Source organism: Mesonia mobilis DSM 19841 (genome assembly GCF_000423405.1).
Classification (GTDB): Bacteria; Bacteroidota; Bacteroidia; order Flavobacteriales; family Flavobacteriaceae; genus Mesonia; species Mesonia mobilis.
Genome location: NZ_KE384013.1, coordinates 25,633 through 41,122, shown reverse-complemented (window position 1 = coordinate 41,122; position 15,490 = coordinate 25,633). Strand labels below are relative to the sequence as shown.

Here is a 15,490-nt window from a genome sequence, read left to right as displayed (position 1 = left end):
TTTGTTATTTATTAATTTCCAAAGTTATATCTCAATGTTATTCCTGATCGTATCGTTGTTTGCGGAAATGCTGTTGAAATCGCATATTCTGAAAAACTATGATCATAATAAAATATAGCCGTTAAATTCTTAGACAAGGCGTAATCTGCCGTAAAATTGATGGTCCAGATATCTTGCCCAGCTGTGGTTTGACTATTATTAAGGTCCAAATATCGTATTATTGTTTCATTTCTCCTAAGAGAAACGTCTGCTTTAAAGTTTAAATCACTACTTAATATTCTTGGTTGCCCTGCAATTCTAGTTGCGATCTTTAAATCTTTTACCCGATAACCTAAACCTAAGGTATATTGATCACCCTGAACTTCGGTTAGTAAATTATTATCAAAACTTAAGGATAGTGCGCGATCTTTACGGATTTCAGCTAAAATTTTCACTGAACTTTTTAACTCCATATCTACTTTAATTAACGGTGAAAACTGTTCAACTAAATTTACGGTAGAAATTAAATATTCATTTTTAAAATTACCGGATTGATCTTTATTCAATTCGCTGTAAGGAGCGTTTCTATTATAATCTAAATTACTTTGAAATTGATTTACATTATAAATCGAACTATAACCGTGTTGCAAGCTAAATCTTCTAAATCGTTCTTTAAACCAGCCAATACGCATAAGACCGGTATATTTTAAATTCCAGTTTGGTAGTGGAGTACTTTTAGTAAAACCTAAACCAACTTTCTCCGGACTTTGATTGGTATATGCTGAAAGAAATGATGGAAGTAAAACCGCCTGACTGTTACCTCCAAAACCAATCGGGTAACCTTGTTCATCTAAGTTATCTGGATTACTGGTATCGATTCCTGCTTGTTGTGCTAATCGATTTGCCACGGTAAGCCTATTCTCTCTAAATTGCTCAAAAGTTTCTGAAAACTCTTGTGTACTTCCACTAAACGCGGTACCAATCATTACATTAGTAATGCTAAAACTACCATACGTATTTGGCGTTAACGATCGGTATTGTAAATCTTGCGGATTGATTCTATAATTCTCAGTATAAGTTTCAGAATAAGTCCTGTTTGCATTTAAATCGATGGTTAGATCTGGCAGTAAATCTAACTGAGCTTGAAAGGTTAACGTCTTCATCTCATTTTCTGTATACTGCTCGTTAAACTCTTGATATAATGTAAGCCATCCATTTCTTGCTGCAATTTCTCGAACGTCTGCCTGACTACCAAAAGTAAAACCGGCAGTGGGTTTTAAAGTTCCTACGAAACCAATATCATTTGTATAACCCGGCAAATAAATACCGTTGGTTTCTTGATAATTTACCGTAAGTCGTTTTATTGCTGTTGCGAGCCCAACAAAAGTATTTACAGCTTTATCTCCTGCTGTTAACTTATCATTACTATTGGCTTCTTGATCCTGATTATCGTCTTTCCCGCTTCTAGAAAAACCTAAACGATTACCACTTTGAGAATTAGGTCTTCTCATCCTAGCGTTTCTATTATTACTATTAGGATCTGCTTTTTTCTTAAGCCCAATATAGTTGTAAAGTGTACCCATATCAAAAGTTCCATTGATTTGATGGTTGTTAGAATTCTGAACACTATTTCCTAAATCGGGTATTCCCGGCAAACTTCTTCTAACCTCAGAACCTTTCTGCCATTGAAAATTACCCGTATACGAGTATTGAGTTCTTATGAATTTTAATGCAGGAATTTTATCAAAAGGCAAATCATAATTCAATTGCAAGCTTTGGTAATGTTGGTTAGGCTGACCTATATCAAAAAAGCCATCCCAAACTCCTATAGAATTATCCTGTTCATTCTCATCATTGATGTAATTTCTTACAATTCTATTGTTTGTTGAATTAAATGTAAACCTCAATGATTCTGTTAAATTATGATTTACTGTATATTGCCAATCGAACATATAATTTCGCTGATACAACTTCGGAAGTCCTAAAGAACCGGGCGGAAGGTTGATTTCTCGATATACCTGTTCATTATATTGTCTGGTAATATTGGAGCTTGCAGATAAACTTGTAGGCAATAAATTCAGATTAAAATCTTTTATTGCTCTAAAATATTCGCTACTATCTAAATATTTAATATTCTTAAAAGGCTCTATCTTAAAGGGTTCAAAACCATAATCGTATGTTGCCCCAACATTCACATTTTGGTCTAACGACTCTTCAATCTCAAAATCTCGATGATCTACTTGATTATAAGTACCCGAAAATGCAAAATTCTCTACATCATAAGGCATTGGTTTACGTTCCTCTTGATTTTGTTGAGCCACTCGCTCTTTCCTTAAGCCAATAACACTTACGCTTTGCCTTCTTGTATAATCTTCGGCTCTTTCTTGTAGTTCGTCTCTTCTACTTTGATCTTCTGTATTATCTAAAAGTGTTTCTAATTCTAGATCTAAATACTCAGGATCATATTGCGGAGTAATTAATTCTTCACCACGGCTATAACTCAACGGAACATTTACTCCCCAAGTTTTAGGCAACAATTGCCCCATATTAAAGTTCGTAGCTACATCGTATTGCTTAAGATCTTCACGACTACGTTGGTTAGGACCTTGTTCAATAGAACCAAAACCGATAGTGCTTCTTCTTCCGGTGGCTGAAATATTTGCAAAATCTGCAAAATTGGTATCCATATTTACTACAGCTGCCCAACCTCCTTGATTTTTAAGATCTGAAAGTCGTAATTCATTAAACCAAACTTCTCCCGAAGCATTTGTATTTCCGGTATTTTTTACTCCTAACATTAATAAACGAATGTTCCCAAAACTAGGATTACCTTTAATACCTACTCTTAACTCACCGGGATTAGACCCAACTGACGGTTGTAAATCTGAAGTAAAGAAATTTAATTCGCCTTGATTATAGTTACTATCCCCAATAATTATCGATTTTATCTCCTGAAGAAGCGAAAGTGGTAAATCTAAATCATTTGCTTCCGGCCAAACATCACGCGGATTAACAGAGTTTAAATTACTCACTGTTAACGGAATTTCAACCTGATAGAAGTTATCGGTAAAATCGGTTCCCATTCGTATAAAAGCCGTCAAATCTCCGTCTTGAATATTAGCTGCCGGAGCCGGTAAACTTTCAGCGTGTAAAAACATCTCTAGATTTTCATACTGTCGCATATCGATCTGAAAGTTTTTATAAACCGCCCTAGAATCGTTAGGCTGTAAACCTTTTACCGTAAGTGCCAACGATTGCTCATCTTCTCGAATCGTTTGGTTATTATTCACCAATTCTTCTCGAACTACTCCCGGCGGAGTTACATAATCTGAGGTTTGCTCCTCACTTACCGCTGTTACCTCTAAAATTGTTCCCGGCGTATTTTCTGGGTCGCTACCATCGGGTACTAATGCTTGATTGTATCTTCTGTAATCGCCTCGTATCAAATTTAAAGCTCCAAATCTTAAAACAACATCATCCTGAAAACCAGACAAGAACATTCTCATAAATCGTATCGAACGCAAATCTGCAATTCCGTTTACCGCGAATTGACTATCGGTTCTTAATGGCACTTTAAATTGAACCCATCTAACCGGAATCTGATCTCCATTTTGCATGGTCGTATTTAATGTTTTTACATCGGTAATGTAATCTTCATTAATACCGGCGATAGAACTTGTATTATTATCGACGCTCATATCCCTAAAAAGAGGCACTTCATACTCGAAATAGCTGTCGATGGTATTCATCGTATTGTCACGATTTACATCTTCTGCAGATGGCAATGTAGTATTACCTCTGTTATTCTGTCCTACTTCTGTTGGTGAGTTTCCTTGCGTACCGTTATACCATAAATAACGATCTAAAATACCACCTTCACGCGCTAAATAATATTCATAATTATCATTTGCAGGATCTTCTAGAGCAGAAAAAGCAGGAAATTTCGTGCGTTCTTCATCATCACTCAAACCATCTAAACCAATATCTTGGTTCGTTCTTTCTTGTCCTTCAGAATCGAAAGCATAAACGAGTGATTGATTTGATGGCACCTTACCAAATGCTGTCTCTAAAGTTCCTTCTGCAGAACCATTATCTGGCAGACCATTTTCATATTGCTTTCTTCCGTCTTTTAAAATATCTTCAGAAATGCTTCCTAAGTTGAAAGTAACCCGACCTTCATTAATATTTTGATTTTCATCATAAATAAACGGATCCATCACCCAAAATTCTATAAACTCGACGTTTGACTGCTCAAAATTGGTGGTTGTGATTTCTCGCATAACTCCACCAAAATTCTCTTCAGGGTTGGGTAAATTATTTCCTCCGGAAGCTGCCGGATTAAAGTTATACTGGCCGCGTTGCCCGGGATAGTAAGCCATGTCTAAGGTATAAATTACCTGAGCTTGCCCTTGTACAATATCGGTATTCGGATAAATTTCATCTATAAAAACTCGACGAGTTGCGTAAGTTGAAAGATCTTGATCGCTAATGCCGCCAGGACGTTGATTGGTATAAAAAATAGGATCGATATTATACCAGTTTAAATGCGCTCGCTTATAATTTACAGCCAGATCGTTATTTGCCAATTCACCACCAAAACCTACCGGCGCACTCGATAAAAACCAAGAAAGTGGTGATAATACAGAAATAGAAGTTTGCGAAGCTTCAAAATCATCGACATAACTTGTAGCTTCACCATTAAAATTATCGCCTTTTGGAGAACCCGGACGCAAGTATGCAAACTCTCCTCGAACCGAAAAGTTAGATTCTACATCGGTATCGATATTAGGAAGCTTATTTACTAAACGAGTAAAGAAAGGAACTTCTGTAGAGTAATTTACATTAAAACCGTACATCGAGTTGTTTATAGGCTCATAGCTGTAATTGGCTTTTTGCGTTAAAGGTCTTTCATTTAAATTTACATAGGTCGCTCCTATTAAAAAGTCTTCACTGAATTTATGCTGAACATCGATACCGGTAAAACGCTTGGTTTGCTGCCCGAACATCGCATTATTTTCAGTAGAAACTTGTATTGGCGTATCTGAAGCTAATAATGCTTCATCTAAAATTTTCACGCGCCCTAATTGGTAATCTACCGTATAATCTACGCCTTCTTGAAGTACTCGCCCACCGGCTGTTACAGTAACCGATCCCTGCGGAACATTAAACGCCCCAATTGGGATACCATCTTGACCAGACGACTTATAACTACCTTTTAGCTGAAATTTATTCTTTTCTGCTTGTTCTTGTTCAGCCTGAGTTTTGGTAGTTGTATACAAAGAACGGAAAACGTATTGCGACTGGTTATCGTTATACGTGTTTGGATTATTGTAATCTTCGGTTCCGCCGTTTGGTGTATTATCTAATTTGTTGAATAAGTATTCTCCAAAAGGTTCAACAGTGGTAAATATAATTCGCCCATTTTCTACATCGATCGTTTGCTGTGGCACAAAATCGAAGAAACCATCACCGCCTACCACCGGGTCGTTATTCATATTTAAATTATCTAAATTGAATACACGTAACAAGTTCGTATCTTCTACATCGCCGGGCAATGGCGTTGCACTTCCTTCAGCTTGAGAAATATAGTTTAATGGCTGCGGATCTGTATATAAAATATTGAATCTAAAGTCTTCTCGCTCTAATTGATAAGCACCTAAACTATAGATGTTTTTCATCATTAAGTCCCAAATTGGTTCATTTACATTTGTAATAGGACTTTTAAGCATTTTTACGACTAAGTTTTGGTTCACCGCTACTTGATCGTTAGGATTGTTAGGATCTGCACCTTGCTGCGCAGAAGTCGCTTGCACTCCATCGTTCGCAAATTCTCCTACTTGAAATACTTGACCGTTAACCGTATATTGGTAAGCAACTGCTAAAATCTCGTCGTTGGTAATTCTTTGATTTAACGAAACATAACCTAACTGTGGGTAAAGTGTATATTCATTAGGCTGAAGTTGTCTCGCATTCTCCAACTTTGCATAATCGACACCTTCATCTACATCACCAGAATTAGGACCAAAACCCTGATCGACCGTTGAAATATCTCTAATTGCTGAAGTTAACACCGTTTGTTGCGGACCGTTAATCCCTAACGGGTTAAAATCGTTATTGGCGTTGCTTGGGTAAGAACCCGGAGTTGCATTGACGAAATTTGCAAAAGCAGGGCTGTTATTCGGGTTACCATCAGAATCTAATAACACTCCGATATTTTCAGGATTAGATTCTCCTAAATCTTGAATCGCAACAATATTTCTTGCATTAGTTAATGCCTGAGTATTGTTGGTTCTATTGGTTACCCAAATTTGAACTCGGGTTACTTGAATATTACTAGTTATAAATGGATAGTTCTGTAAAGCGTCATTATACTGATCTCTAAAATAATGAGATAAGAAAAAGTGCTTATTTTCATCGTAATCTAAGATAAACTTCTCAAACTCCTGCACTGCTCCACCACCTTGAATATTGGTGGTTTGTCGTTCTGAATTTTGTTCTGAAAAAACTCCGGTAATCGTAGTTCTACCAAATTGCAATTGCGTTTTTACTCCAAATAAACTCTGCGAACCTTGAATAAGCGAGTTGTTAATTGGCATATTAACGTTACCCACTTCAATTTTTCTTACAATGTCGTCTTCAGTTGGCGTATATTCTAATTTGATCTGGTTTTGAAAATCGAAAGTCGATTCGGTATCATAATTTGCGGTTACCTGTAAACGCTTACCAACTTTCCCCAATAAACTCAAGCTAATACGCTGTTCAAAATCGAAGGTTAAACTACTTCTGTTTCTAGGAGAAAGTGAAGGATTATCTTGTTTTGAATATAAAACTCCTAAATCTACTTCAACAGAACCTTGTGGAATTACTTCAATTTCAGTTCCGCCGAAAACAGATTGAAAAAATTCATTATCTACATAAAAAATGGGTAGTAAATTTCTTTGTTGCGCTTCAGCATCTTCATCTCGACCCGAAACCGCATCAGATTTTTGTTTAAAGTAATCTTTCATTTGCTCTTCTAGCACCAACTCCTGAAATTCTTCACGAGTAAGCACCATTGGCAAAGAAACATTTACATCGCCAATCGTTTCGGTATACAAATAACGATCTAAAATGGGGTCGTAAGTATATTTTGAAACGATACTGTTAGGGTTTTGCATTGTAATTTGCCCTAACTTATAGCCGGTTTTTGTTGAATCTTGCTCAGTAGTATTCTCTTCTTCTTGAGAAAAAGCACCCATCGTTACTAAAAAGAACGCAAGGCTTAAAAAAGAAAAATTATAATTGAAAAAGTTATTTTCTCTCAAGGTATTACAGGTTTTTTAAAGCAAGTTTAATGATGGTTTCTACAGAAGCTTCAGCATCTTCCTTAATAATTCTGTTCACCACTTTTTCTGATTGCTTTTTAGTATATCCTAAGGTTTCTAATGCAGATAACGCTTCATCTTTCTGTGTATTGCGTGAAGACGTTATAATTTCATTAACATCTTCAGAAACTTCACCTAACTTATCTTTTAGATCGATAATTACCCGTTGCGCTGTTTTGGCACCAATGCCTTTTACACTTTTTATAATATCTACTTCTTCGTGAGTAATTGCTTCTACCACTTGCGCCGGAGTAAGCGAAGACAGCATCGTTCTTGCTGTACTTGCCCCAATACCTGAAACCGAAATCAACTTCTTAAAAATTTCACGCTCAGACTTTTGCATAAACCCAAATAAGGTATGCGCATCTTCACGCACTTGCATATAAGTGTAAATAAAAATGTTTTCTTCGGAAGTGATTTGAGAAAACGTATGTAAAGATATATTTAGAAAATACCCAACTCCACCACATTCTACGATGATATCTGTTGGGTTCTTTTCAACTAGTTTACCCCTTAAGTGTGCAATCATTGGTTAAGCAAAAGTTAAAAATCCCTCAAATGTAGGAAAATTATTAAGATACCAAAATTGACATCTTTAGTTTAACACGCTTCACTTTTAAAGTGTTACCGGCATCGGAGTTTTTTTCTCTTTTCCTTGCGCATCTACCACCGCAACCGCTGTCATATTCACCATTTCTTCTACACTAGCTCCTAATTGTAAAATATGTGCCGGTTTTTTTAACCCCATCATAATTGGCCCAATAGAATCGGTATGATTTAATTCTTTAATAAGTTTATACGTACCGTTTGCAGAATCTAAATTAGGAAAGACCAAAGTATTTACCTTACGTCCCGCTAATTTTGAAAACGGAAATTTGCTCTGCAACATATCTTTATTTAACGCAAAATCTACCTGCAATTCACCATCAACAATAATTTCTGGAGATTGCTCGTGAAGTATTTTCACTGCTTCTTTCACTTTTGAAGCATTTGGATTTTTAGAAGAACCGAAGTTGGCGTAAGAAACCATCCCAACCACTGGATCCATCCCGAACATTTTAACGGTATGCGCCGTCATTTGCGTAATACGCGCCAGATCTCTAGCATCGGGATCGATGTTTATAGAAGTATCGGCGATAAATAGAGGTCCGCGTGAAGTGTTCATTAAATTGGTCGCTGCAATTCTAGAAACACCTTTCTCCATCCCGATTAACTCTAACATAGGTCTTACGACACCGGGATATGCTCTAGAATAACCGGTTAAAAGCGCATCGGCATCACCTTCATTCACCATCATGGCTGCAAAATAGTTACGCTGACGCATTAATTTATGTGCATCGAGTTGTGTTACTCCGTTACGTTGACGAGCTTTCCAGAAAACATCGCCATATTTTACTGTATTATCTTTTTGATCGTCAGATTTCGGGTCGATAATTTCTACACCTTCACTATCAAACTCTAACTCATTCATTAACTCAAGAATCACTTCTTTTCTTCCTAAAAGAATAGGTTTAGCGATTCCTTCGTCATTCACAATTTGCGCAGCTTTAAGCACATCTAAATGATCTGCTTCAGCAAAAACCACACGTTTCGGATTTATTTTAGCGCGGTTAATTAATAATCGGGTAATTTTATTATCGTTACCCATACGCTCATAAAGCTCTTCTTCATAACGACGCCAATCGTAAATTGGTTCTTTTGCTACACCGGTTTCCATTGCTGCTTTTGCCACTGCCGGCGGAACTTCTGTTAACAATCTTGAATCAAATGGCTTCGGAATAATATAATCTCGCCCAAAGTTTAATTTGGTTTCGCCATAAGCGATATTCACTTGTTCGGGTACGTTTTGCTTTGCCAAATCTGCCAAAGCACGAACAGCCGCCATTTTCATTTCTTCATTAATGGCTGTTGCACGAACATCCAACGCTCCTCTAAAAATAAATGGAAAACCAAGCACATTATTCACCTGATTAGGATGATCACTTCTTCCGGTGGCCATAATAATATCGTCTCTGGTTTTTACCGCCAGATCATAATCAATTTCCGGTACCGGATTGGCCATTGCAAAAACGATAGGATTATCGTTCATGGTTTTCAGCATTTCCGGCGTGAGCACATCACCTACGGAAAGTCCTAAAAATACGTCGGCATTTTTTACTCCTTCAGCTAAAGACTCATAGTTTTTAGAAACAGCATATTCTTTTTGCATTTCAGCTAAATCGTCACGATCCTTGTGTAAAACTCCATTTACATCGAACATCACAATGTTCTCTTTTTTCACACCAAGCGAACAATATAAAGAAACACAAGCCATTGCTGCAGAACCAGCTCCTGAAACCACCACTTTCACCTCACGGATATCTTTTTCAGCAATTTCTAACGCATTTAAAAGTGCTGCGGAAGAAATTATTGCCGTCCCGTGCTGATCGTCGTGCATCACGGGAATATCAAGCTCTTCTTTCAACCTTCTTTCTATTTCGAAAGCTTCAGGAGCTTTGATGTCTTCTAAATTTATTCCGCCGAAAGTGGGCGCAATATTTTTTACGGTATTTACAAATTCATCTACATTTTTGGTATCGACTTCAATATCAAAAACATCAATATCTGCAAATATTTTAAATAACAAACCTTTCCCTTCCATCACCGGTTTGGAAGCTTCCGGACCAATATCGCCTAAACCTAAAACTGCCGTTCCGTTAGAAATTACAGCCACCAAATTACCTTTGGTGGTGTACTTATATACGTTCTCTTTGTTCTTGGCAATTTCTAAACAAGGTTGTGCGACCCCAGGAGAATACGCCAACGACAGATCTCGTTGTGTGCTGTATTTTTTGGTTGGTCTTACTTCTATTTTACCAGGCTTTGGTTTGGCGTGGTAAACTAATGCTTCTCTTCTTTTACGTTCGTTACTCATCATTGAATATTTAGACGAATAACAAAGGTAGTTAACCATTTAAAATAGCGAAATAACTAATCTAAAAAGTTGATATTTCTTTTTAAACCGTCATATTTTGTTCTCTTCACAGCAGATTTTCTGAAGATCTCGTTGAAGGTTTCTCGGGTAATTTCTTCCCAATCGTGCTTGGTCATTTGCAATAGATCGGGATGCGGATCGAAAAGTGGCTCGTTGTGAGGTTTCGAAAAACGGTTCCACGGACAAACATCTTGGCAAATATCGCAACCAAACATCCAATCTTCGAACTTTCCTTTTTCAGATTCTGGAATGCTGTTTTTTAATTCGATGGTGTAATAGGAGATACATTTGCTACCATCTACTTTGTAGGGTTCGTAAATCGCATCGGTTGGGCAAGCGTCGATACAAGCGGTGCAACTCCCGCAGTGATCGGTAACCGGCGTGTCGTATTCGAGCTCTAAATCGATAATTAATTCAGCAATAAAAAAGAAGGAGCCTGTTTTTTTTGAAAGCAAATTAGAGTTTTTGCCAATCCAACCCAAACCACTTTTTGCCGCCCAAGCTTTATCTAAAACCGGTGCAGAATCGACAAAAGCACGTCCGCCAACTTCACCTATTTCTTCATTTATAAAATGGAGAAATTGCTTGAGTTTGTCTTTAATTACAAAATGATAATCTCGACCATACGCATATTTGCTAAGCTTATAAGAATCTTCTCGTTGGGTTTCTTGCGGAAAGTAATTCAGCAACAAAGAAACCACACTTTTGGCTCCCGGAACGAGTAATGCTGGATCTAATCGCTTATCGAAATGATTTTCCATATAACCCATTTCTCCATTACGATTTTCGTTGAGCCATTGCTCTAATCGCGGCGCTTCATCTTCGAGAAATTCTGCTTTGCTTATTCCGCAAGACATAAAACCCAAGCGCGTAGCTTCGGTTTTGATAAGCTTCGTATATTTTTCGCGGTTATTGAACATTTTAACGTCGGGTAAACCTTAAAAAAGCGTTTTTAGGTTTGAGTGTAATTAGTGGAGTAATTTCTATGGGTGTTGACTTTTCTTTAATTTTGAACTTAAGCATTACTTCTGAAATTGCCAAAATCATTTCATACATCGCAAAATTGTTCCCGATGCATTTTCTTGGTCCGGCGCCAAACGGGTAGTAGGCAATATTTTTTCTTTGCTTGCCATCTTCAAATCGTTCCGGAATGAAGGCTTCCGGTTGTTGCCAATGGTCTTTGTGTCGATGAATTTCGTAAATTGAAAGTAACAAACTTTCATTAGAATCAATTTTAATTCCTTCCACTTCATCTTCAGCTAAACTAATCCGATCGATAAAATATGCCGGCGGATATAAACGCATCGATTCATATAACACCAAATTCGCGTAGGTTGATTGCTGAAGAAATTCCATTAGATTTTCAGAATTCGTCTTTGCCTGAAGAATATCTTCATATAATTTCTGCTGAATTTCTGGATGTCTCGCTAACAACTCACAAGTAAACGTCAACGCATTTGAAGTGGTTTCGTGACCGGCTGTAAAGAGAATAAGAATTTCATCTAAAAGTTGGTCTTCGCTCATCGCAGAACCATCTTCGTAACGAGCATCGAGCAACATATCGAGCAAATCGTCTTCTCGAACGGAAGATCTTTTGCGCTCTTCGACAATCTTTTTCAGAATTTGTCGAGCTTCAGCAGTAAGATCGAGGTGTTTTTGAATTTTACCACTTAGTCTGAACCACCAATTTTTAAAAGGTTGTCGCAACTCGCTCACCAACATTTTTTGTGCGGCTTCAGTAATAAACTGAAGTCGGTTAATTTCCTTTTCGCCCACCGCACTACTAAACAATGATTTCACTACGGTTTGAAAAGCCAAGTCGTTAAACACCGGAAAAATATCGAAATCTTGATCGGTTTCAATACGCTTTACTTCAGTTTGAATTGCAGCATTAATACTATCCATTAACTTTTCTAATTGCTTTTTATGAAAAGCCGGCTGAATAAGTTTACGTTGTCTTTGCCAATGTTCACCATTGGTTGTCAATAAACCGTGACCAACATATTTAGCCACATCTTTGGTTTGGATCGGCGATTTATGATAGTTTTTTTGGTTCTTCTGAAGAAGATGTTGCGCAATCTTAGGATTACGAGAAAAAATTACGGAATTCCCAAAACCTAATTTCAGTCTGAAAATGTCACCTAAACGATTAAAGTTTCTCAGGTGAAAAGGAAGCGGATTTTCAATAATGTTCGACGCATGCTTTAAAAAACGCAAGACAGAAACTTCGGGTATGTGACCTGAATTTTTCAAAATAAACCTCCTTGCGGATTGTGTCGCGTTTTCCCTAAATGGCGATAAGCGGCTTCGGTAACCTCGCGACCTCTTGGCGTACGCACAATAAATCCTTGCTGAATAAGAAAAGGCTCATAAACTTCTTCTATGGTTTCTGCGCTTTCACTTACCGCTGTAGAAAGCGTCGTGATGCCAACGGGACCGCCTTTAAATTTTTCGATGATGGTGGTTAAAATCTTATTATCCATTTCATCTAAACCGTGCGCATCTACATTTAAGGCTTTGAGTCCATATTTAGAAATTTCGATATCGATCTTACCGTTCCCTTTAATTTGGGCAAAATCGCGAACTCGACGTAATAATGCATTTGCGATACGAGGCGTACCACGGCTTCTTCCTGCAATTTCTATAGCAGCTTCCATGGTAATGGGAACATTTAAAATATGAGCACTTCGTTGAATGATATCTGAAAGTAATTCTGTGGTGTAATATTGTAATCGGCTAGAGATACCAAAACGAGCTCGCATTGGCGCTGTTAACAAACCTGAACGTGTTGTTGCTCCCACTAAAGTAAACGGATTCAAGTTGATTTGTACCGAACGTGCATTTGGACCCGACTCGATCATGATATCGATCTTAAAGTCTTCCATGGCAGAATAGAGATACTCTTCGATCACCGGACTTAAACGATGGATCTCATCTATAAACAGTACATCTCTTTCATCTAAATTGGTAAGCAATCCTGCTAAATCTCCAGGTTTATCTAATACAGGTCCAGACGTAACTTTAATACCGGCATTTAATTCATTCGCTAAAATATGCGCTAAAGTAGTTTTACCTAATCCCGGAGGGCCGTGAAACAAGGTGTGATCTAGTGCCTCATCACGAAGATTTGCCGCTTTTACAAAGACCTGTAAGTTTTCTAAAACTTGATCTTGCCCGGCAAAATCATCGAAACTTAAGGGTCGTAAAGCTCTTTCTATATCAAATTCTTCGGGAGAAAAGTTTTCCCCACTAGCATCTAGATTCTCGTTCATACTACAAATATAAAGAAAAAGCCTTTCCGAAGTGGAAAGGCTTTCTGATATCTTGTTGTAAAGATTAGTGGTTGAGTTCTTCTTCGTTTTTTTGAAGCGGAACGTTCTGCGGAATAAAATCTTGACCCGCAATCACATAATCTGTTTCGTCTTTATTTAATTTACTATAATCGTAAGACCAACGGTATACTGAAGGTATTTTACCAGGCCAGTTTCCGTGAATGTGTTCTACCGGTGTTGTCCATTCTAATGTAGTCGCATTCCAAGGGTTTTGAGTTGCTTTCTTTCCGAAGAAAATAGAGTGAATAAAGTTATAGATAAACACTAACTGAACTAAAGCCGTGATGATCGCAAAAATAGTAATGATCACATTCACATCTGCTAAATCATCAAAATAAGGAAAGTTCGTGTTGGTATAATAACGTCTTGGTAAACCTGCCATCCCGATAAAGTGCATTGGGAAGAAAACACCATATGCTCCAACTGCTGTTACCCAGAAGTGAACATAACCTAAGTTTTTATTCAACATTCTACCGAACATTTTAGGGAACCAATGGTAAACCCCGGCAAATAAACCGTAAAGTGCAGAAATACCCATTACTAAATGGAAGTGAGCAATTACGAAATACGTATCGTGAACGTTAATATCTAATGTACTATCTCCTAAGATAATCCCAGTTAAACCTCCTGTAATGAACGTAGAAACTAAACCAATTGAGAATAGCATACCAGGATTCATCTGCAAGTTACCTTTCCATAAGGTGGTAATGTAGTTAAACGATTTTACTGCTGAAGGAATTGCAATTAATAAGGTTGTAAATGTAAATACAGAACCTAAGAATGGATTCATCCCTGAAACGAACATGTGGTGACCCCAAACAATTGTCGATAAGAATGCAATTGCTAAGATAGAAGCAACCATCGCACGGTAACCAAAAATAGGTTTACGTGAGTTTGTTGCAATAACTTCTGAAGTAATACCTAATGCCGGAAGAAGTACAATATAAACCTCTGGGTGACCTAAGAACCAAAATAAGTGTTCAAATAATACCGGTGAACCACCTTGGTGAGCTAAAACTTCACCTTTAATATAAATATCACTTAAGAAAAATGAAGTACCAAAACTTCTATCCATAATCAACATTAACGCTGCAGATAAAAGAACCGGGAACGAAACCACACCAATGATAGCCGTTACAAATAACGCCCAAATGGTAAGCGGAAGTCTCGTCATCGACATTCCTTCTGTTCTTAAGTTTATAACAGTTACAATATAGTTAAGCGATCCCATTAATGACTGCGCAATAAACAATGCCATTGAAACTAACCATAAGGTCATCCCGGTACCTGAACCAGGAATTGCTTCTGGTAATGCACTTAATGGAGGGTAAATTGTCCAACCTGCAGAAGCCGGTCCCGACTCTACAAATAAAGAACTTAACATAATTACACTAGATAAAAAGAAAATCCAGTAAGAAAGCATGTTCATAAACCCTGAAGCCATATCTCTAGCTCCAATTTGCAACGGAATAAGTAAGTTACTAAACGTACCACTTAAACCTGCAGTAAGCACGAAGAATACCATAATCGTACCGTGAATAGTTACTAATGCTAAATAAGCATCAGGATTCATCACGCCATCGGTAGCATATTTATCTCCTAAAAATAATTCGAATACCCAAGAGGCTTCTTCTGGCCAAGCTAATTGTATTCTGAATAAAATAGACATTAAAATACCTATTGTTCCCATTACCAAACCGGTAATTAAGAACTGCTTACCAATCATTTTGTGATCTTGGCTAAAAATGTACTTGGTAATAAAAGTTTCTTTATGATGATGTCCATGATCATCGTGACCGTGATGATCTTGAGCTACTGTTGCATTTGCTGTTGCTGACATA

Annotated in this window: 7 protein-coding genes; all 7 read right to left on the bottom strand. The window is 37.4% G+C overall.

From position 1 onward, the window contains the following. Window positions 1-11: 11 nt before the first annotated feature. The gene (gene sov, locus G551_RS0112570; RefSeq protein WP_084626425.1) at window positions 12-7,217 is read right to left on the bottom strand and encodes a T9SS outer membrane translocon Sov/SprA; all 7,206 of its coding nucleotides are present in this window, start codon (window positions 7,215-7,217) and stop codon (window positions 12-14) included. A 70-nt stretch (window positions 7,218-7,287) separates the two neighbouring features. Beyond that, window positions 7,288-7,872 carry a Holliday junction branch migration protein RuvA gene (ruvA, locus tag G551_RS0112565; RefSeq protein WP_027885882.1) on the bottom strand — a complete coding sequence of 195 codons (585 nt, stop codon included), beginning with the start codon at window positions 7,870-7,872 and terminating at the stop codon, window positions 7,288-7,290. An 87-nt stretch (window positions 7,873-7,959) separates the two neighbouring features. Continuing rightward, the gene (locus G551_RS0112560; RefSeq protein WP_027885881.1) at window positions 7,960-10,257 is read right to left on the bottom strand and encodes an NADP-dependent malic enzyme; all 2,298 of its coding nucleotides are present in this window, start codon (window positions 10,255-10,257) and stop codon (window positions 7,960-7,962) included. 56 nt (window positions 10,258-10,313) lie between these two features. Beyond that, on the bottom strand, window positions 10,314-11,237 hold the full coding sequence (gene queG, locus G551_RS0112555) for a tRNA epoxyqueuosine(34) reductase QueG (protein WP_027885880.1): 924 nt from the start codon (window positions 11,235-11,237) through the stop codon (window positions 10,314-10,316). Between the two features lies 1 nt (window position 11,238). Further along, complete coding sequence (locus G551_RS0112550; protein WP_027885879.1) at window positions 11,239-12,570, bottom strand: cytochrome P450; 1,332 nt, start codon at window positions 12,568-12,570, stop codon at window positions 11,239-11,241. Beyond that, on the bottom strand, window positions 12,567-13,589 hold the full coding sequence (ruvB, locus tag G551_RS0112545; RefSeq protein WP_027885878.1) for a Holliday junction branch migration DNA helicase RuvB: 1,023 nt from the start codon (window positions 13,587-13,589) through the stop codon (window positions 12,567-12,569). The genes G551_RS0112550 and ruvB overlap by 4 nt, the downstream gene beginning before the upstream one ends. Before the next feature lie 64 nt (window positions 13,590-13,653). Then, on the bottom strand, window positions 13,654-15,489 hold the full coding sequence (locus G551_RS0112540) for a cytochrome c oxidase subunit I (protein ID WP_027885877.1): 1,836 nt from the start codon (window positions 15,487-15,489) through the stop codon (window positions 13,654-13,656). Between the last annotated feature and the right edge of the window lies 1 nt (window position 15,490).